The organism is Paenibacillus sp. FSL E2-0201, from assembly GCF_037963325.1.
GTDB lineage: Bacteria > Bacillota > Bacilli > Paenibacillales > Paenibacillaceae > Paenibacillus_AQ.
Window position 1 is genome coordinate 915,878 of record NZ_CP150154.1, and the last position, 20,658, is coordinate 936,535.

At 44.1% G+C, this 20,658-nt stretch carries 15 protein-coding genes; 6 read left to right on the top strand and 9 right to left on the bottom strand.

From position 1 onward, the window contains the following. Positions 1 to 64: 64 nt before the first annotated feature. The 3 genes from NSU15_RS04070 to bglX form a co-directional block, all read right to left on the bottom strand. Positions 65 to 817, bottom strand: a complete 753-nt coding sequence (locus tag NSU15_RS04070; RefSeq protein WP_042124264.1) for a 3'-5' exonuclease — start codon at positions 815 to 817, stop codon at positions 65 to 67. 194 nt (positions 818 to 1,011) lie between these two features. Continuing rightward, positions 1,012 to 1,980, bottom strand: coding sequence for a metallophosphoesterase family protein (locus tag NSU15_RS04075; RefSeq protein WP_339289293.1), 969 nt, complete (start codon positions 1,978 to 1,980; stop codon positions 1,012 to 1,014). Positions 1,981 to 2,010: 30 nt separating this feature from the next. Further along, on the bottom strand, positions 2,011 to 4,170 hold the full coding sequence (gene bglX, locus NSU15_RS04080) for a beta-glucosidase BglX (protein ID WP_339289295.1): 2,160 nt from the start codon (positions 4,168 to 4,170) through the stop codon (positions 2,011 to 2,013). Between the two features lie 590 nt (positions 4,171 to 4,760). Between bglX and NSU15_RS04085 the strand changes: the two genes are divergently transcribed. From NSU15_RS04085 to NSU15_RS04105, 5 genes are all read left to right on the top strand, one after another. Beyond that, positions 4,761 to 5,696 carry an ABC transporter permease subunit gene (locus NSU15_RS04085; protein ID WP_231574041.1) on the top strand — a complete coding sequence of 312 codons (936 nt, stop codon included), beginning with the start codon at positions 4,761 to 4,763 and terminating at the stop codon, positions 5,694 to 5,696. A gap of 28 nt (positions 5,697 to 5,724) precedes the next feature. Then, on the top strand, positions 5,725 to 6,621 hold the full coding sequence (locus NSU15_RS04090; RefSeq protein WP_339289297.1) for a carbohydrate ABC transporter permease: 897 nt from the start codon (positions 5,725 to 5,727) through the stop codon (positions 6,619 to 6,621). Positions 6,622 to 6,698: 77 nt separating this feature from the next. Further along, on the top strand, positions 6,699 to 8,279 hold the full coding sequence (locus NSU15_RS04095; RefSeq protein WP_339268871.1) for a DUF3502 domain-containing protein: 1,581 nt from the start codon (positions 6,699 to 6,701) through the stop codon (positions 8,277 to 8,279). 68 nt (positions 8,280 to 8,347) lie between these two features. Continuing rightward, complete coding sequence (locus tag NSU15_RS04100; RefSeq protein ID WP_197069744.1) at positions 8,348 to 9,376, top strand: LacI family DNA-binding transcriptional regulator; 1,029 nt, start codon at positions 8,348 to 8,350, stop codon at positions 9,374 to 9,376. Between the two features lie 38 nt (positions 9,377 to 9,414). Next, a complete protein-coding gene (locus tag NSU15_RS04105) occupies positions 9,415 to 10,302 on the top strand; it encodes a sugar phosphate isomerase/epimerase (protein WP_076121418.1) in 888 nt (295 codons plus the stop codon). 81 nt (positions 10,303 to 10,383) lie between these two features. Here the strand turns inward: NSU15_RS04105 and NSU15_RS04110 are convergent, their stop codons facing one another. From NSU15_RS04110 to NSU15_RS04135, 6 genes are all read right to left on the bottom strand, one after another. Further along, positions 10,384 to 11,124 (bottom strand): fused MFS/spermidine synthase, encoded by a 741-nt coding sequence (locus NSU15_RS04110; RefSeq protein WP_231574043.1) that lies wholly within the window; start codon positions 11,122 to 11,124, stop codon positions 10,384 to 10,386. Positions 11,125 to 11,137: 13 nt separating this feature from the next. Then, the gene (locus tag NSU15_RS04115) at positions 11,138 to 12,637 is read right to left on the bottom strand and encodes a response regulator (protein WP_339289300.1); all 1,500 of its coding nucleotides are present in this window, start codon (positions 12,635 to 12,637) and stop codon (positions 11,138 to 11,140) included. Further along, positions 12,638 to 14,491 (bottom strand): sensor histidine kinase, encoded by a 1,854-nt coding sequence (locus tag NSU15_RS04120; protein ID WP_339289301.1) that lies wholly within the window; start codon positions 14,489 to 14,491, stop codon positions 12,638 to 12,640. It lies immediately after the preceding gene. Positions 14,492 to 14,521: 30 nt separating this feature from the next. Further along, positions 14,522 to 15,355 carry a carbohydrate ABC transporter permease gene (locus NSU15_RS04125; RefSeq protein ID WP_042124279.1) on the bottom strand — a complete coding sequence of 278 codons (834 nt, stop codon included), beginning with the start codon at positions 15,353 to 15,355 and terminating at the stop codon, positions 14,522 to 14,524. A 2-nt stretch (positions 15,356 to 15,357) separates the two neighbouring features. Beyond that, positions 15,358 to 16,251 (bottom strand): sugar ABC transporter permease, encoded by an 894-nt coding sequence (locus NSU15_RS04130; protein ID WP_042124281.1) that lies wholly within the window; start codon positions 16,249 to 16,251, stop codon positions 15,358 to 15,360. Between the two features lie 118 nt (positions 16,252 to 16,369). After that, positions 16,370 to 17,722 carry an extracellular solute-binding protein gene (locus NSU15_RS04135; RefSeq protein ID WP_042124283.1) on the bottom strand — a complete coding sequence of 451 codons (1,353 nt, stop codon included), beginning with the start codon at positions 17,720 to 17,722 and terminating at the stop codon, positions 16,370 to 16,372. A 380-nt stretch (positions 17,723 to 18,102) separates the two neighbouring features. Between NSU15_RS04135 and NSU15_RS04140 the strand changes: the two genes are divergently transcribed. Continuing rightward, positions 18,103 to 20,655: a glycoside hydrolase family 2 protein gene (locus NSU15_RS04140; RefSeq protein ID WP_339289304.1), complete on the top strand. Its 2,553-nt coding sequence runs from the start codon at positions 18,103 to 18,105 to the stop codon at positions 20,653 to 20,655. The last annotated feature ends 3 nt before the right edge of the window (positions 20,656 to 20,658 follow it).

The following is a 20,658-nucleotide window of genomic DNA, read 5'->3' on the forward strand; positions in this document are numbered from 1 at the left end:
CGGCAGTTACCCGCTGAAGATCATTGGGAAGACTGCCGCTGTTATAGTTTGCTGATGTTTGAAGTTATTTTTGACCCATCTGCGCCGCAAAATAATTCTGTAATTCCTCTAATTTCCGAGGATCGGTTAGGGTGGTTTTGTCTGAGAAGTAGTGTTCAAGAACAAGGTCCCAGGTTGGCACTATTTTTTGTGAGTTCATCGCTTTAATGGCGATTTTGACCGTCTTGCGTTCTTTGGCATTAGAGAAGGTATCTACGTAATGCTGTGAGCGCTCGAAATCCAGATCCTTAAATACAGCACGGAAGATCTCCGAAGTCATCTTTGCATCATCCAGTGCTCGGTGAGCAGATCCAGACGGCTCAAGTTCAAACAAAGCCATCGCGCTTTCCACGCTGACATCATTGCTTAGGCCGCGAGCCCGCAGTACACCCTTCAGTAAATCGAAATAGGTTGCGGACATCCAGTAGGAGTCGTCCATTTTATGCATGCGCACATCCTGAATGATACGCTTCATGTCCTCGCCGCCCCAAGTTAGTAGCAGAACTCCGTCTGTACTTAGATCAAGCCACTCTCTAAAAGCAGTGATGACTTTCGGGAAGCGGGGTGCAATATCGATTTCCTCTTGGGGAATCCCGGTTTTTTTCTTAATAAAAGAATTAAGGGTAGAGAAATATATGGGTTTGATCAAGGAAGAGAATTCATCCTTATACTGCAATGAAGAGTCTAACCGGACAGCTCCAATCTCAATGACCTCCATAGGGTGCTCGCTGGCAAACTTACGGCCGTTGAATTCGATGTCCAGAATAATATAATCCACAGGTACTTGCCTCCGTTCCATGACTGACGCTGTAGTGCTTAATACGTCGACTACTCTATTTTAACAAAAAAAGCGATGTAATGGGGAGTATGGGAACAAGCTAATATTGGAACATAAAAAAGAACCTGCACTATGCGGGTTCTTTTTATAACTATGAATGAGCAAAGATGATTGCAGACAATAAAGTAAGACGATTAATGTTCTGAACCGGCAGCAGGTTCAGGCTGATGAATTGGCTGTTCCAGCAGGACAGATCCATCTTCAAGACGAAGCCAGGTATCGAAGTCTTGGGTGCCTTGGGTCAGTCTGATGACGCGTGCGCCCCGCATAAAGCCTTCTTTTCCATAAGTATTGTAGCCGGTAGCACGGCCATAGGAAAGACGTATGCCATACAGGCTGCCCGTAAAATCATTGATATGGTCATGTCCGCAGAAGGTGCCCAGCACATCACCCATTTCAAGCAAAGCCGAGAATAATCCCGAGTTAACCTCAGGTGAGCATACACGCTCATACTTATACCCATGACAGACTTGTGTAGACCAGACCTCACGATATTCGGGAATCGGGATATGGAAGAAAGCTAATGCAGGCAGCCTGTTCTCAGCAGTTTTAGGATTCAACCGAGCGGATTCAGCAGTTAGCCAGTTAATCTGATTCCGACTAACCCAATTGTAGCCAGGGATATGCTCCATCTCGGAGTAGCTGCCGGAGTCAACAAAATAAAGGACAGCGGCTGCTTGGCCATCGTGATCTTTTATTTCAAGTGTGTAATTGCCTGAGCCTTCAAGATCCTCTGGACCGGCTTCGGCCAGACAGTGGGGATGTTCCAATGCAATCTGCATCAGTTCACTGCGGGAAATCAGAGTTTCTGTATCATGATTGCCAAATACGAAGGCCCAAGGGGTACCTGTTTTCTCAACAGCAGCGACAGCATCCCGAAATGCTTGGGCAGGGTCTTCACACGCCTGTTCACCAGGTGAGACAGGGGCAGTGTAAATCAGATCTCCCGTGAAGACCACAAGATCAGGTTGTTCCGCTTCCAGAACGCGTTCCATCAGTTCCCGAGTACGCTGATCTTCGGCTCTTCCATCCATCCAGTGAAGATCAGTGAACTGTACAATTTTCAAGGTTCCATCTTGCTGAAATGATAAGCTGTGTCTCATTGGGGGTATCTCCCTTACTGTGTAATATTGTTAGCCGATCCAGATCCGCTGTGTGAAATGATCTCCGGAGTTTCTACCAATCATAATATCAAATTCTCCGGGCTCGTAGACCAATTGATCGTCTTTTCCGTAGAACATCAGCATATCTCTAGTGATCTCGAAAGAAACCACTTGTTTTTCATGCGCTGCGAGTGTAATTTGCCGGAAGCCCTTCAGTTCTTTGACCGGGCGAACGACACTTGCGCTGACGTCGTGGATATAGAGTTGAACGGTTTCCTTACCGGCGATGTCTGAAGTATTCTCCACCTCAATGGAGGCAACAATCCGATCGGCAGCATCAACATTGAAGTTGCTGTAATCAAAACTGGAATAGCTCAGACCATAGCCAAAGCAGAAGAGAGGGTCATTAGGGCAATCCAGATATCGAGTTACATATCGTACATTGGGATATAGGGGATCATAGGGACGCCCCGTCTGATAGGCATTGTAATAGATAGGAATTTGTCCAACCGAGTAAGGGAAGCTCATAGATAAACGACCGGATGGATTATAATCTCCGAACAGCACATCAGCTAGTGAGTTTCCGGATTCTGTACCTAGAAACCAGGCTTGCAGCAAAGCGTCGCTGGCCTCAAGAACAGGTTTTAGTTCCAGTGGTCGGCCGCTAAATACAATGGTAACAATCTTTTTGCCAGTATCTTTCAAACGCCAGATCAGCTTCTCCTGATTGGTCGACAAGCGCAGATTGGTTTTGCTTCCGCCTTCCCCGGTATCCTGCTGATTCTCACCTACAGCAGCGAGAATTACATCGCAATCCTTCAGGCGCTGGAAGGCTTCTTCGATTTCATCCTCTACATCAAAAACACCCTCCAGCATGCTTCCCAGCTCACCCGTCATGGCCGTAATAATATCTGCGGCAGATGTTTTTTGAGAAATGCCGTTGTAGAGTGATACGGCCGGGTCTTTTTCCGTTCCAGACCAGCCGCCCAGCACATGAATAGAGGTAGCGAAGGGACCAGCCAATCCAATCTTCATACCGCGTTTAAGGGGCAGAGCGTCATTGTCATTTTTCAGCAGTACCACTGAGCTGGCACCCAGCTCTCTCGCTGCTTGTAAATTCTCCGTGCTCGGCGTGGGCGCCTCATCTACTAACGGGTCTGCATCCTTGAATGGATTGTCAAACAAGCCGAGGGCATCCTTAAGTTCTAGCACTCGGATAACGGCTTCATCGATCAAAGAGACATCCAGCTTGCCTTCCTCGACCAGACCGGCACCGTGGTTTAGATAATGGGTGGACATCATTTCAATATCAAGTCCTGCAGCTATACTTTTCTCCGCTGCTTCACGGCCATCCTCAGCTGCACCATGAGGGATTAGCTCATTGACGGAATTGAAATCGGCAATGGTAACGCCGTTGAAGCCCCATTCCTCACGCAAAATTCCCCGGAGAAGTTTGGAATTACCGCTTGCTGGTATACGGTCAATCGTATTGAATGCGGCCATCACCATGGCTACACCAGCATCTACAGCAGCTTTATAGGCTGGTAGATAGAACTCACGTAATACGCCGAGGGACATATCGACCGTATTATATTCTCGACCGCCTTCGGGAGCGCCATAACCGGCGAAGTGCTTCACACAGGCAGCGATACGACCTTTTTCTTTTAGGTCTTTGCCCTGATAGCCCCGTACCATGCTCTCAGTTACACGGGCATTCAGATAAGGATCCTCACCGGACGTCTCCATCACCCGTCCCCAGCGCGGATCGCGTACGAGATCTGTCATAGGTGAGAAAGTGAGATGGATGCCGGCAGCTGCGCTCTCTTTGGCTGCAACTTCAGCAAATCGCTCGTAAGCTTCCATATCAAAGCTACAACCTATCGCAAGCGGGATCGGAAGAATTGTTCTGTAGCCATGAATGACATCCGCCATGAAGAGCAGAGGAATCTTCTGACGACTGGCTTGCAAATGCCGGGTCTGCAGATCAATCACATTTCTAGCTCCAATACCATTCAGAACACTTCCTATGTTCTCCATCACCTGTGGCTGAATGTTCAGTTCTTTAAATGGGCCGGTTAAATCCACGGTATCATCCAAACCCCAATAGTGAGGGCCTAGCTGGGTTAATTGGGCCAGTTTTTCTTCCAGAGTCATATCGTTCACAAGATCTTGGATAAAAGATTTAGTCATGGTTAACACCTTCCTCGTGAGCGCATTGATAGTTATTGTGACAATTAGATGTGCTATACCAATAAGAAAGCGCTTGCGATTTCTGTTCGCCGCTGCTTTAAGCGGGAGAGGATTCCGAGTAAAGGATAGCTTTCAATACCCTGTTCCGTGTGCATACGCAGATTAATATTATTGGATGAGACATGTAATAGATCGGTACGGGGAGTTCAACGTCAGACGTCATAGATAGAGGCTGACATGTTATGAAAGAACAGATAGAAACGTTTCCATAAACGATACATATCGATCTTAGTCCGAAGGCCATAAAAAGTCAATTATCTTCGTGAAATCGGCCGATTCATTATATTTAGGTTGTAAAATGTGATTTTTATTACTAGAAAAACAAAAATAAAATGAATTGACAGCGCATACATCTAGGGAGTATGATTTTCGTACAGGGAGTTTCAAAGAAATTATGGAAACGTTTCTATATCATCCGATACGCCTTATCATAAAGGATGAGCAATCAGTTTTAAGCTGGTTGCGGGACAGGAAAGGAAGCTAAGTTATGCATCTGACGAAATGCATTTTTCAAATTGGAGGTGGGCTCATTGGCAAGAATTAAGCTTGCGGGTGGAAATATTGTCCGGGAAGTCATTAAGAACAAAGTGCTTTTTCTAATGTTGCTGCCTGTAATCCTATACTTTATTATTTTTCACTATGCGGTAATGCCTGGCGCTTACGTCGCATTCGTAGATTACAAGCTCAATAAGGGTATTTTCGGTAGTAATTTCATTGGCCTTAAGAACTTTGAGTTCCTGTTTCAAAACGGTGATCTCTGGAATATTACCAAAAATACACTACTCTACAATGTTGTATTTCTTGCCTTGGGGAATATTATTCAAATCGTTTTCGCCATTATGTTATCTGAAATAGCAGGTAAGTGGTTCAAGAAGATAACGCAGTCCGTCATTCTTCTTCCAAACTTTATCTCAATGGTTATCGTCGGTGTATTTGCCTACAACTTGTTCAACTTCAACTCAGGTTTTATTAATACGATGTTTGTAAGCTTGGGGTTAGATCGTTATGAATTTTACTCTGACCCTGGGATTTGGAAGTATATCATTGTTGCCTTTAAGATTTGGGCTGGAACTGGATACGGTATGATTGTCTATTTGGCAACCATTACAGGAATTAATCATGATTTGTATGAGGCGGCCTATATGGATGGGGCTACGACCTGGCAGCGGATTCGCTACATGACTCTTCCAATTCTGAAGCCTACTTTTATTCTATTGCTGTTGTTCGGATTGGGTGGCATTCTTAAAGGCTCCTTCGACCTATTCTACAACCTGATTGGTACTAACTCCGTGCTGTATCCGCAGACGGATATCATTGATACCTATGTCTTCCGTTCATTAGTGGGGCAATTCAACTTCTCCATGGGTGCGGCAGTCGGCTTCTATCAATCCTTATTCGGTCTGATTCTGGTACTGGTGATAAACTTTATTGTTCGTAAGGTCGAACCAGACAGCGCATTATTCTAAATTCAGAAACGAAATAGGGGTGATATCAGTGGAACAATCAAAAATCAAGCAGGATTCTGGCAGTATTCTCATTAAAGCGGTCAGCTATCTCTGCATTACAATCTTTGCACTATTTTGTGTATTTCCTTTTGCATTAATGATCTCTTCCTCGTTCATGAATGAACAGGAAATTGTCCGTGAAGGCTATAAGCTCTGGCCAAAGGAATTCTCATTAAAGGCTTATGAATTGCTGTTGAATAACTCTGGCAAACTAGTAAGTGCTTATCAGGTTACGATTTTTATCACCGTAGTAGGTACGGTACTTGGACTATTCATGATGTCAATGGCTGGGTTCGTACTTAACCGAAAAGATTTCAAATATCGTAATTTCTTCTCCTTTATGATTTACTTTACAACGCTTTTCAGCGGTGGTTTGATTCCAACGTATATCCTGATGGTCAAACATCTTCATATGAAGGACAGCTTATTCGCCATGATCCTTCCGGGTGTAGTGGGCGCTTGGTCCATCTTCCTAATGCGTAACTTTATGAAAGCTATTCCGGATTCTCTATATGAATCCGCTACAATTGACGGCGCCGGTGACTTCCGCATCTATTGGCGGATATTCATTCCACTAGCAGTTCCATCCTTAGCAACAATTGGATTGTTCTCGGCACTGGGCTTTTGGAATGAATGGTATAACGGAATGTTGTATATCGACGATCCGACGAAGTATCCGCTTCAATACTTCTTGCAGCGAATGGTCAATCAGGCGAATCTCGGAGCGCTAGTCAATTCGGGGGCGGTAATCAATACTGCTGATCTTCCGACGCAATCCATTAAAATGGCTACAGCTGTGCTAGCTACTGGACCTATTATTCTTCTATATCCATTTGTGCAGCGTTACTTCGTAACAGGCCTCACAATCGGGGCAGTAAAGGGTTAATGGACGTTTCCTTTTCATAGGGCGTTTATTATAAATCAAGCAATCATTATTAACAGAAAAAAAGGGAGGTTTACCTAATGAAAGGTAAAAAAACGGCGTCTTCTTTACTAGCTGTCCTAATGCTTACGGGGGCACTTACAGCTTGCTCATCATCCAAAGACAATGCTTCTAGCAATGATGCAGCAGCTACTAAATCACCAGAAACATCTGCTAACAATACAGGAGGAGTCGATACTTCCAAAGAAGCTAAGCTGACGTACTACTTGTGGGGCAGTGAAGGTGTTCAAAATAAGGCGATTCTAGCTGAGATTAACAAAAAACTCAAGGCAGATATCAATACAACTTTAGAAATTAAATATATCGACTGGCCAGATATTGCAACGAAATATCCATTGCTATTTGCTTCTGGTGAAACATTTGATTTGTCACATGCTTCTCCTGGAGCACCGGTAAACTACTATACATTAGCAAGTGAAGGTGCATTGGTAGACATTACTGACATGCTCGACAAAGTTGCTCCTAAGCTGAAGGCAGAAATTCCAGCAAGTGTGTGGGAAAATACGAAGGTCAAAGGTAAAATCTATGGTGTTCCGAGTCTTTATAGCGAATATACACCAAGCGGTTATGCTTATCGTGTAGACTTGCTGAAAAAATACGGCATGGAAAAAATTGCATCTATCGACGATATGGTTAAATACATGGACAATGTAGTTGCCAATGAATCATTCCCACCTATTAATGGTAAAGCTGAAGATGCACAAAATATGTTCAGAATGCTCGTAGATACTACTGGTCAGTGGCTTAATGCACCAGGGATCTCAACAAATGAAATCAATTTAGTGACTAAGAGCGCAGAGGACTACAAAACAGTGTTCTCTCCAGCCTACACCCAAGAATTCGAAGATTGGGCTGTGAAGATGCGTGAATGGGCAGACAAGGGATACTGGGGCAAAGATGTACTGTCCTCATCACTTGGAAGCAAGGATAACTTCAGAGCAGCAAACTCCGCGGGTTACTTGACGCATACTCAGGACTGGCTCGGTCAATATGGCGGGGATAAGACTGCACTACCAGGGGTAGAAACTGATTTCTATACTTTTGCAGAAGCTAACAAGAAGATTAAACGTAAAATGGGTGTTGATAACTCTACCGTAATTAGTGTCAACTCTGAGAATCCAGAGCGTTCTTTGATGGTAATCGAGAAGTTCATGACTGACGAAAGCTACTACAACCTCATCCAAAACGGTATTGAAGGTAAGCAATATGTCATGGAAAATGGAGTTAAAAAGCAGCCTGCAGGCTTTAACGAAAAAACAGACGGCGGAGGTTTCGCTGCTTGGTCACTTCGTAATGACAAATTCGTAGTTCCTACGGACACAGAGAACCCAATCCGTAACTCTCTGTTCGCAGAGTGGGATAAAGTGGCTATCAATGATCCATACAACGGCTTTACTTTCGATCCAGCGAATGTAACTACAGAAATTGCTTCCATCTCCAACGTGAATTCCCAGCTTGGTATTCAATTGATGCTTGGTAAAACAAGCAAAGATCCTAAAGCTGCTGTAGCGGATTACCGTGAGCAACTGAAAAAAGCAGGAATTGACAAGGTTATTGCCGAAGTAGAAAAGCAATTGGCTGAGTTTGTTCCGGTGAACTAAAGAACGTTAAAAGGTGTGAGGGAGCTATAGTTTCATATAGCTCCCTTATTCATAAGTGGGGGAGTATAGTGGACGTAAATATCAAGGATATCGCGCGGATTTCCGGTGTGGGCATCTCGACGGTTTCCAGGGTCATCAACAACAAGGGGCTGGTGAGCAAGGCTACACGGGAAAAGGTTCTAAATGTTGTAAAGGAATATAATTACATTCCCAATTCGAATGCAAGAAATTTAAAAACTACGGAGTCTAAGAACATTGCACTTATGGTCAAGGGGATTACGAATCCGTTCTTCTCCAATATGATCAAAGAAATCGAGCGCCAGGCTAATCTGCGAGGTTATCCTTTCCTTATTCATCAGGTAGAGGACGGTACGGATGAAATCAATGCGGCGATTCAGCTGATCAAAGAAAAAAATCTATGCGGGATCATCTTCATGGGGGGAACCTACAATCATTCCGAAGAGAAATTCAAGCAGCTGACGGTTCCGTTTGTACTGACGACGATCACCTCCACGCAAGAGGTAGACCCGGATATCTTTTCTAGTGTCACCATTAATGAATTGAAAGAAGCATATAAAGCCACAAATTATTTGATCTCACTTGGGCATGAGAATATTGGTTTTCTAGCCAAATCCCCACTGCTGGATGAAACTACAGGGAACCGGCGATATTTGGGCTACAAAAAAGCACTGGAAGAACATAATCTGCCTTATGATCCACAGCTGGTAGAGGATTGTGAATACAGTCCTAGCTCGGGATTTGATGCAGCACGAAGACTGCTTAAAAGGAATAAGGGAGTAACCGCAATATTTGCGGCTTCTGACACGATTGCTATCGGTGCTGCCAAAGCTGTACTTACCGCGGGGTTGTCTATCCCGGATGATATTTCAATCATTGGCTTTGACGGAATTGAGATGGCTGAATATTTTCATCCTTCACTCGATACGATCAGCCAACCGGGTACAGAAATGGCCTTATCTAGCGTGGGCGTCCTGTTTGATCTTATTTCTGGACGATCAGGCCATCAGCATATTGTCTACGATGCGGTATTGCTCAAACGAGGCTCTTGCAAGATGCTCAAAACACTTAAGGTATAATACTGACTATAAACGCTATCATTGGAGTGGTAACCCAAATGCAAGACACATTAAGAATAGGTACTCTAGTTCGTGGCGGGGAGGCCGTCGCCGTTATTCCGCAAATTGTTCAGCATGGGTTTGAGTCCTTTAACTTGAACTTTTGGCAGACCACCGGTGAAACCAATCTTGTAGAAACAGCTGCACGACTTAGGGAACTGGCTGCTGAACATGATTTTGTCATCTCTTCTGTTGGGATTTATGGCAATCCACTATCAGGAACAGGCGACAACGCTGACACACTCGCCAGCTGGGAGCGGCTGATTGATCATGCGCATTTATTCGGCACAGATATTATCGGCGGATTCACCGGACGTCTTCCAGGTTCTTCGATTGACGAGTCGATTCCGAGATTTGCAGAGGTGTTTAGTGAATTGTCCAAAAGAGCAGCCGATCGAGGCTTAAGAATTGCTTTTGAAAATTGCTCTATGGGTGGAAATTGGCAGGCCGGAGAGTGGAACATTGCTCATAATCCTTCAGCCTGGGAGAAGATGTTCAATGCGGTTCCAGCAGATAATTTAGGTCTGGAATGGGAACCGTGCCACCAGCTGATCGGTCTGATTGATCCGATTCCGCAGCTACGAAAATGGGTGGATAAGGTATTCCACGTACATGGCAAGGATGCCACCATTGCTTGGGATATCGTCAAGGAATATGGGATTCACGGACCTAAGTCTTATGTGTGGGATCGGACACCTGGCTTTGGAGATACGAATTGGGTGGATATCATCACGATTCTGCGCCAAGCCGGCTATAAGGGAACTATTGATATTGAAGGCTGGCATGATCCTGTCTATCAAGGTGAGTTAGAAATGACTGGACAAGTGCATGCGCTAAATTATCTGAAGTATTGCCGAGGTGGCAGTTTTGTCCCTAATCCGGTGTAAAGGATATCAGATAGTAACAGCCCAAAAATGACCTCAACATCCACAATGAAGTGGAGGACGAGGTCATTTTTAATATATACTTTAATCCCGAATAAGATATCCTTGCCCAAGCTGGATTTCATTAAAGCCTGCCATGTGGCGAGCTTGAAAGCGAATCGGCTTAAATCCACCTATAATAATGATGTTTTTGATATCCGCAGCCCCTTCTGAAGCCAGCGCAAAGGATTTGATGTAGGTGAATTCTTCCGCAAGCGTGGTATGAATCGCGTTAATGTGAGGGTCATTTTCTCCTTTTCCCATAAGATTCATAAGGAGATACCCTTCGGCATTCAGTTTTGAATACGCGATGCTGAAAAATTCACTGGAGATTAAATGTCTCGGTGTACCTGCGGCGGTGAAAGCGTCCAAGATGATGTAATCATATTTCTGGTGTTCCTCACCTTCAAGGATCTGACGTCCGTCACCGATCACTACGTTATCTTGTGTGTATCCGAAATAGCGGCGGCTTAATTCGACTACTTCACTGTCCACCTCAGCTACTTTGAATCTTTTGTCTAGAAAATACCCAGCAATCGTTCCAATCCCATGACCAATAAGAAAGGCATCCTCGAAAAAGGGAGCGTTAATTTCCATCAAGTGAATAATGGCTCGCGGATATTCAAACACAACTCGTTCCGGGTGATTGAGATCCATTGCACCTTGAATGGCCTGATTGGAAAACTGCATGACGCGGAACATACCTTTTTCACCATATAGTTCTGTTGTGTCATAGACGGTGATTGTTTCATGATTATCGCTACTCGTGTGAAGCTGTGACTGCAAGTGATCAATCTCCTTATACGATAGAAATTCGTTTATATTCATTGGGTGTAACACCGACTACACGTTTAAAAAGCTTATTGAAGTAGGCTGGATCGCCATATCCAACTTCTGCACCAATCTCGTGAATCTTTAGATCAGGGGCATTCTTAAGCAGATGCTTGGCTTTACGTAGCCGAATTTCCGTGATGTAGTCCGTTAAAGTAAGTCCAGTCTCTTGTTTGAACAGCTTACTTAGATAGCTTGGTGTCAAAAAAACCATATTCGCCAAGGTATTTAGATCGGCATGTTGATTATAGTTGGCTGATATCCAGCGCTTTATGGTTTCTACAGCTGTACCGGACATCTCTAGGCGATGGGCTCTGATCTCAAACAGAATGCTAGAGAATTGGTCGGTGAAACCACGCTCAATTTCACTGAAGCTCATACTGGACGCGATGCTTTCATCCAGCCCGAAAGTGCGAGCATCTTTGTAGAGGGTCTCGAATTCTTGCAGTTCTTTCTGCGCAGATTCAATAACCCATCCACAGACACGGAGAATTTGATCGGGCGCAGCTTGTTGTGATCTCAGTACTGAGAATAAGCTATGCACACGTTCTAAGGCACCCTCCATATTTAGAATCTGCAGATCATGGATTAAGGGTTCCTTGATCGCATTAAAAGGCTCTAGAATATTTATCTCAGGCTGTCGAATGTCCTGAATATTCACATAATGCAGTCGATCTGGATTATAAATACCGACACTGCAGGCTAACTTAGCATCTAGATATGCTTGTCTAAGCTTGGTGGTATCATTATATGAACGGCTAGCACCTATATGCAATATCATACCATTGGCAGAGATACGGATCCTGTCACCCATGTCATTCCAATCGCTGTTTGAGAGTGGCTTCGTAGAATACAGGATACAGACGTGCAGACCATTCTGAATCTCTAAGCTGTCGATGCTAAATGTCCTCTCTTGCCTCAGACTGTCTACACAGAAACAGACGGTCTCTCGGGGTCTTCCTTTGAACACAAAGACCGAGAAATAAGGCTGGGGCAAGATAAGACTCGACAACAGCAAGGGGGAAGGGGGCTCATCGACTTGAAGTAGGGTCAGCAAGAGACCAGAACGGTGACGTACCTCCTTGTCACGAGAGAACTGTTGCTCTTCCTCCAATTGATAAAGCAGCTCGAATAGTTGCTCCTTATCGATCGGCTTTAATAAGTAGTCTACTGCAGAGCTGCGTATGGCTTCTCTGGCATAATTAAATTCAACAAATCCACTCATCAGAATGGAGCGGATTTGAGGGTGACTGGTTTTTAACTGTTTAATTAATTCCAAGCCGTTGATTTGCGGCATACGAATATCAGTAATCACAACATCAAGTTGAAGTGAAGGTAACTCGTCAAGCAAGTGTTTCCCATCGGAGTAGGTGCCGATGACCAGGAATTCAGTGTTTTCTTTGCTGATCATTCGGGCTAGACCTTCGCGGATCAGGATTTCATCGTCAACAATTGCAATTCGCAGCAATCAGAGCATCTCCTCTCCGTAATTCATGTCATCTTCACTATGCGTAGTGAAGGTAATGTCCTCAATGCGTAGCGTAACACGAGTACCCACTCCGAGCGTACTCTCTACAAGGAGCCCGAATGAGCTGCCGTAATGCAGGCGGATTCTCTCATTCACATTTCGTAGACCAATTCCGAACATTTCACTTTCAGTCCCATTTTGCAGACTATTATTTAAGGATCGAAGGGTAGCTTCATCCATCCCGATCCCATCATCTTCTACACAGAATACGACTTTTCCATGCTCACTCCATGCGGTGATGCGCAAGGTGCCGAGCCCTACTTTTTGATCCAAGCCATGAAAGACCGCGTTCTCCACAATCGGCTGAAAGACAAGCTTGATTACAGGAAGATGTAAAAATTTCTCGGGCACATCAATGTCTAGACTAAACTTATCTGGGAACCGGATTTGCAGCAGATGATAATAATTTCGTACATGATCCAGCTCTTGTCTGATCGTAACGTCTTCTTCGCTTCGGACAATACTGTAACGCATCTGAAGTCCAAGCAAATAGGTAAGCTTCGCTACACGTGGGTCATCATTACTCTCTGCCAGCATACGGATAGACTCCAGCGTATTATAAATAAAATGTGGATTGATCTGGTTCTGAAGTGCTCTCATATCAGCCTTCTGCTTACGCTTCTCGGTGAGGGATACTTCCTGCAGCAGATCCTTGACCCTTATGATCATTCGATTAAAATGACTGCCGAGCATACCGATCTCATCATTGTATTTGGAGTGCTGCCAGACATCCAGATTACCGTGCTGTACCCGTTTCATTAGACGGACTAAAGATTTAAGAGGTTTGGTCAGCGCATGTGAGATAATCGTCGCAACACAAAGTGCAAAAGCAATAATGATCAGTGTAGTCAATATAAGAGCATTGCGATTCTTTTGTACAGGTGACAGGATACGGGCCAAAGGAATCGTAACCATTGTCGTCCAACCTGTCTGTTTCGAAACGGTATACACTGCAAGATAAGACTGGCCATTGATTTCTATTTGAAAATGATCCTGTTGCTGATTCACATGCTGCAGCAAAAGCTGCGTGTTCAGACTTTGCTCCTCGCCAGCTTGCATCGAGTCTGCGGACTCTTCACCTGCATAGATCAGTTCTCCGTTATTATCTACAATTAGTGTATTGCCTTGCGTTACCGCATTTACGGGATCGATGATCCCCTTAAACAAGTTGATGTCTACATCAAATACGAGAATTCCTATATTATCTAGCGTGCTTACAGAATTAATGGTACGAAGTACACTGATAACCTCTCTATGGAGATTGGAGTTTACACGAATCGTATGTTTGCCTTGAATGACAGGAGCGGCCCCAGCTTCTTCACTTAAGGTCCTCCACTCAGCTAATCGTTCCTCAGGATATAGCTCGTGGATTCCTGGGACTCTATCATAAAAAACAGAACCGTATTGATCCACCATGTACACGGCGATGATCTCTTCCTTCGTATGCTTCAAGTAGCTCAGGAACATCGCCATGCCAGTATTTTTATCCCAGTCGGTATTTTGCTGAGTAAGGTAGAATTGTACATCGGTATTATACAGCGGCAGCGCAGTATATCTTTTTAGATCGGCGACATAACGGTCAATGGTATCAGAGGCGTTCGATGTCATTTGGTTCGCGCTTTCCGTTGCATTCACAAGAACAGAATTGAACATGGAGCGGGAGGACAAATAACTAACATAAGTGATTGGAAGCGAGATCAAAAAGATAAATACGACGATCAGTTTCCGCTCCATCGGAAGATTGGCAAGGAACAACCACATTTTACGTAAGACTAGCCGGATGAATGATACCATTTGCGTTGTCCTTTCTTAAAGTGAGCTGCCTTATTTAACTGCACCGCTGGTTACGCCTTCAAAGATATAACGTTGTAGGAAGAAATATAGAATTATTGTTGGAAGTAAGATAAGTAGAATGGCCGCACAGATCAAATTCCACTCTCCTGAATTGACCCCCTGAAAACGCATCAGTATCGTCGTAACTACGCCCAGGCTTTGTTTTGGCATATATAGATAAGGGATGTACATGTCATTATAAATACTAATCGTCTTCAAGATAATCAAAGTAGCTGTAGCCGGCGTCAATAATGGGAAAATAATCGAGCGATAGATTTTGAAAAGAGATGCGCCTTCAACCATCGCATTCTCATCGAGATCTACGGGAATATTACGGATAAATTGCAAATAAAGAATAATTTGAATCACATCTGCTCCGATGTAGAGCACGATAGGTGCGCCGAGCGTGTTATAAAGCCCCATGCTTTTGATGATACCAAAAGTCGCTACTTGTGTCGTGATGCTTGGAATAATAGTGGCTATTAAATAAGCACCGAAGACAACAGGTTTTAATTTAAAAGAGAAGCGTCCCAGTACAAATGCTACCATAGTTCCAAATAGAATGTTCAGAATTAAAGTAATAGCAATAATAATTAACACGTTACCAAAGCCGTTAAGTAGACCCCCACGCTGGAAGACTGCAATGAAATTATCAAAGTTTAAAAAGCTTGTCGGCAACGCCATGGAGCTACTGCTGTTGAATTCATCAGTTGATTTGAAGGCGTTTACGATAACAACATAAGGAGGAAAGAGTACGACAAATACGCCGATTATTAGCGAGAAGTATTTAATGAAGTCTGTGAAGCGAAACTTGGAGTGTGTCATGTCTATTTGTCTCCTCCCCGGCTAAGAACTAGTTGTTGAATTAACAGTACGATAACGACAAAGAAGAGCAGGATAATACTCATGGCAGAAGCGAGACCATAGTTGTTGTAAGCAAATGCAGTATCTACAACTTTCTGAACGTAAGTTTCGCTGGCACCTGCAGGGCCGCCCTTGGTCAGTACGAAGGGGAGATCGAATACTTCCAGTGCCCCGGTGACGGTGAGAAATAAGTTAAGCTGGATGACTGGCTTCATATTGGGTAAAGTGATTCTCCAAAGCGTCTGAAAAGGTCCGGCACCATCGATCTTTGAGGCTTCATAGATATCGTTTGGTATGGCCTGCAAAGAGGCGATGTAGATGACCATGTTATAGCCCATGAAACGCCAAAATCCTGTGGACGCCAGAGAGTAGTTGACCAGACCTTCTGTTCCGAGCCAGCTGGTCTGTCCTAGTCCGGTTAGACCGATGCTATTCAGGAACATGTTCAATGAGCCGTTAGTAGTGTCAAAGACATAACCAAACATAAAAGCAACGGCAACCCCGTTCATGATGTAAGGAAGGAAAAGTAAGATTCGGAATGCATTTTTACCTTTGAGTTTACTATTCAAAACAACTGCAAAATAAATGGCGACAATGTTCTGAATAATTCCCATAGCGAAATAAGCAAAGTTATGTGTAAATACTTTGAAAATATCAGGATTAGAGAAGACCTCGCGGTAATTAGCAAGACCAACCCAAGGTTTCTCAGGGCTATAGCCATCCCAGTTGGTAAAGCTGTAATAGATCAGCTTAAGCGCTGGATAATACGTAAACGTCGCAAGGAGCAACAATGGGATCGTGAGGAATGATACGATGATTATCATTTTCTGTTTGTTATAGGAAAGTGTTCCGAACATCGCTAGCCCTTCTTTCATAAAAGCTTGATATGGAAAGGCAAAATGGATTATCCGTAAGGGCGATAATCCATTTTGCGCCGTAGTGTACTTCTATTTCATGAGTGAAAAGATGCCTTAATTAATAGCCGAGGTCTTTCTTGGCTTTTGCCCAAGCCTTGTTCCACTTGTCTATTACAGATTGTGGGTCCTTAGCAAGCACGAATTCTTGAACTACTGCTGGAAGATCCAGCTGTGCCTTATTGCCGATCTCTGTAACCTTCGCATCATCGACAGTTCCTTCTATAAGCTCTACTCCAGTAGCCTGGAATTCTTTTAGCTGAGCCAGATTAGACTCTTTTCCTTTTAATGGAGAGATAAAGCCCGCGAAATCCTCATATCCCGAATCCTCAATCATCCATTTTACAAAAGCTTTTGCTGCCTCTAAGTTTTTACTGTTTTTGGCGACAGCATAGAAGAAGTCAGGGCTGAGGGTAGCAGATGGTTTGCCCGAATTATCATAAGGCAACGGGAAGAAGCCAACATTGTCTGAAGGAGCTCCGACTCCAATAACTTGGTTAATAACCCAGTTTCCGAGATAGTACATGGCGAACTTGCCGGAAGCGATGTCTTTTTTCGATTGCTCCCAGTTAGTAGAGTTGATGTCTTTTTCCAGATAGCCTTTTTCGTTAAGCTCTCTCAGCAGACTAAAGGCTTTCCCATAGCCGTTATCCATCGTGAATGGTGTTTCTGTGTTCAATTTCTCGTTAGGGAAGTCAGGATTACCTGCAATCAGGCGGGGTGTATCATAAGCCCATGTACCAAGCGGCCATTTATCTTTGAAGTTAGAAGCCAGTGGAATGACACCTTTTTCTTTCAGCTTCTCGCAGGCAGCCAAAAATTCATCCCAAGTCTTTGGTGTTTCTGTGATACCGGCATCGGCAAATGCTTTTTTGTTATAAACAATCCCGGATGTAGAGTTCCCTGTGGTAATTCCGTACAGCTTGCCATCAAAGGATTTAAAGTCTTTAAAGGTGATTTGATCGTTCAGACCAAGATCATCCAGTGAAGCGAAGTATTTCGGCAGGTCGGAGTTAGGGATGGTAGGCACGAACATAACGTCTGGAAGCTCGCCGCTGGCCATTCTGACTTTAGCTTGTTGATTATAGTCGGTCTGAGAAGCTTCGAATTCGACTTTAATATTCGGGTATTTCTCATTAAAGCGCTTTAAATATTCGTCGTATTCTTTACCAATCATGTCTGTTCTGTTGGTCAGGAAGGTGATTTTTCCGCTAATATCAGCTCCCGCTGCAGGCTCAGCTGTTGCGGTGTTTGTTGAATCACCACTTGTATTTTCTGTATTCGTTGCTGCGGGCTTATCTGTTGCGGAAGCCCCGTTATTTGTACTGTTGCCGTTGTTCGAGCCGCAGCCAGCAAGCGTTGATGATAAAACCATGATCATAACAAAAGATAACGAAAATAACTTATTTCTCATAACTTAATCCCCTTTTCATTATTTTGTTAGCGTTTACATGAACATTATAGCTTTAAATAAAGCGTTTAGAAATGTATTGTATTATTATTTATTGTCTTTATTTGTTTTGTTTGAGCGATTATAATTAGTGCATTCCTAACGAATGGATAACAAAATACAAAGAATATCAATTGACTTCAATGAAATGCTAGAAGAGGTATGCTATTTTGAAAGATGAATAGGCTTACAAAACTTAAGCTGCTGCTTTCGAAGCGAGTTTTGTACGAAGTCGTTCAAAGAAGCATATGCTCTACAAAACTTTAAGCAAATGCTTTCGAAGTGAGTTTTGTATGAAGTCGTTCAAAGAAGCATATGCTCTACAAAACTTTTAGGAGGATAAAATGAAACAGCTAGAGATGAAGCTTGCAAAGTGGGAATTTAGAGGTTGCGGAGATGAGGAGTGGCTTCCAGCTACTGTGCCAGGCACGGTCCATACGGATTTACTGAAGAACGGAAAAATTGAGGATCCCTTCTATGGAATGAATGAACATAATCTACAGTGGATTGATAAGAAGGATTGGGAATATCAAACGACTTTGCAGCTTGGTGAAGAGTGGTCGGGGCTTTCTTGCAAGGAGCTGATCTTTGAAGGTCTTGATACCTATGCTGATGTTTATGTGAATAATGTACATGTACTCGCTGCAGATAATATGTTTTTGGCGTGGAGAGTGGATGTCAAAGATCAGCTGAAGATTGGTGAGAACAATATTAGAGTGAGGTTCCGCTCTGTAGTCAAAGAGGATTTGCCTAAACTAGCAAAGCTGGGGTATACGTTGCCTGCACCGAATGATCAATCCGAGCTTGGGGGGCTGGATGAACAGCGGATTAGTGTTTTTGCCCGCAAAGCTCCTTATCATTACGGCTGGGACTGGGGCCCGCGTTTCTTGACCAGTGGCATATGGCGTGAAGCCTCCCTTGAGGGACGTGACGAAGTTCAAATCACAGATCTCTATATCCGTCAAAATGTGATCACCAAGGAAGAAGCTCGACTGACCGCAATTATTGAAGTGGATGCTCCTACTGCTTGGCAGGGAATGCTGCGTATAAGCGCCGATGGCTTAGAATGGATGCGAACAGTTACATTAGAGGGTGGCAAACAGCAAGTAGAGATGGATATCGTGATAGATCAGCCGCAGCTCTGGTGGTGTAGAGGGCTAGGCGAACCTCATTTATATACTTTCCAAGCCGATTTGGTGCAGGGTAAGGAAGCTATAATTAGCAAAAGTGTAAGAACCGGACTGCGCAGTATTCAATTGATTCGGGAACGCGATGCCAAGGGAACTTCATTTTCTTTCGCGCTGAATGGTGTGCCGGTCTTTGCTAAAGGTGCCAACCATATTCCGAATGACAGCTTCATCACAGAAGTTACCGAGGAGCGGTATCGGCATGAAATTGTCACGGCGGTAGAATCAAACATGAATATGCTGCGCGTATGGGGCGGCGGTTTTTATGAAGAGGAGATTTTTTATAAGCTTTGTGATGAATATGGTCTGCTGGTCTGGCAGGATTTTATGTTTGCTTGCAGCATGTATCCGGGGGACGAGGCGTTCCTTGCAAATGTGAAGAAAGAAGCGGAGTATAACGTCAAAAGATTGCGCAATCATCCCTGCATCGCCTTATGGTGTGGCAATAACGAGATTGATTCGGCCTGGTCACAGTTCGAGGAAAATATGGGCTGGGGCTGGAAAGAAAAAATCGATGCTGAACATAGAGCGAGCATGTGGGCTGATTATGAGAAAATATTCCACCATATTCTGCCGGAGGCTGTTACCGCTTTCCATCCAGGAGTAGACTATTGGCCGTCTTCGCCGCTGCGGGATCTGACGGGCAATATGGATCAGCATGCGACGCGGATGGCGGGGGATGGGGATGTTCATTACTGGGGCGTGTGGCACGGAATTGAGCCTTTTGAGAATTATAATACAAAGGTTGGCCGCTTTATGAGTGAGTATGGCTTCCAGTCGTTCCCGGAACTGAAAACCGTAATGAGTTATGCCGAAGAGCAGGATTTGGAGCTTACTTCAAAGGTGATGCTGGCTCATCAGAAGAATGGCCGCGGTAATCTGCTGATCAAAGAATATATGGATATGTATCTGCCGCAGCCGAAGGATTTCAAAGCATTTCTATATATGAGTCAAATTTTGCAAGCTGAAGCGATCCGAATTGCGATTGAAAGTCACAGAAGAAATAAACCTTATTGTATGGGCACTATATATTGGCAGATGAATGATTGCTGGCCGGTTGCTTCTTGGGCGGGTATGGATTACAACGGGCGCTGGAAAGCTTTGCAATATACCGTACGCTCAAGCTTCAAGGATGTCTTGTTGTCTATTGATGGTACAGACCGTGAGCGGATTGACGTTCATGTCGTTTCTGACTTAAGAAGAGCAATAACTTCTGAGCTGATGCTTAGGCTGTATAAGTTTGACGGCTCGGTGCTACGAGAGTGGACACATCCGGTTGAGCTCGGAGCCGATTCTACGGCTATTGTATTCTCGTCTCCTGTGGTGGAATTGCTAGAAGGTCATGGATCAGACGAGGCAGTGTTAGAGATTAACTTGCAGGCTGATGGACAGGTGATAGACCGCAAGGTGCATTATTTTGTCCCGGAAACAGAAATTCCGTTGCAGCATTCAGTGATTAAGATAGAGGAAACTCCGGATAGCGGTGGTTTAAGCTTCACTGTGACAAGTAATGTATTGGCTAGAGGCGTATACCTGATCTCAGAGGATGAAGGTATATTCTCCGACAACTTCTTTGATCTTCTCCCAGGACAGTCCAAGACGATAGTATTCTCTCAGCGGGGCAAGGATGGAAGAGATTGGATTCCGGCCGTTCCTAAGGGGCTAAAGGTTAAATCTATGGTTGATTTTGTTAGCGAAGATTTACTGTAAATC

Coding starts and splice junctions, on each gene's coding strand:
- NSU15_RS04130 (WP_042124281.1), bottom strand. CDS start 16,251: ATGTTCGGAACACTTTCCTATAACAAACAGAAAATGATAATCATCGTA.
- NSU15_RS04135 (WP_042124283.1), bottom strand. CDS start 17,722: ATGAGAAATAAGTTATTTTCGTTATCTTTTGTTATGATCATGGTTTTA.
- NSU15_RS04125 (WP_042124279.1), bottom strand. CDS start 15,355: ATGACACACTCCAAGTTTCGCTTCACAGACTTCATTAAATACTTCTCG.
- NSU15_RS04095 (WP_339268871.1), top strand. CDS start 6,699: ATGAAAGGTAAAAAAACGGCGTCTTCTTTACTAGCTGTCCTAATGCTT.
- bglX (WP_339289295.1), bottom strand. CDS start 4,170: ATGACTAAATCTTTTATCCAAGATCTTGTGAACGATATGACTCTGGAA.
- NSU15_RS04105 (WP_076121418.1), top strand. CDS start 9,415: ATGCAAGACACATTAAGAATAGGTACTCTAGTTCGTGGCGGGGAGGCC.
- NSU15_RS04120 (WP_339289301.1), bottom strand. CDS start 14,491: ATGGTATCATTCATCCGGCTAGTCTTACGTAAAATGTGGTTGTTCCTT.
- NSU15_RS04140 (WP_339289304.1), top strand. CDS start 18,103: ATGAAACAGCTAGAGATGAAGCTTGCAAAGTGGGAATTTAGAGGTTGC.
- NSU15_RS04075 (WP_339289293.1), bottom strand. CDS start 1,980: ATGAGACACAGCTTATCATTTCAGCAAGATGGAACCTTGAAAATTGTA.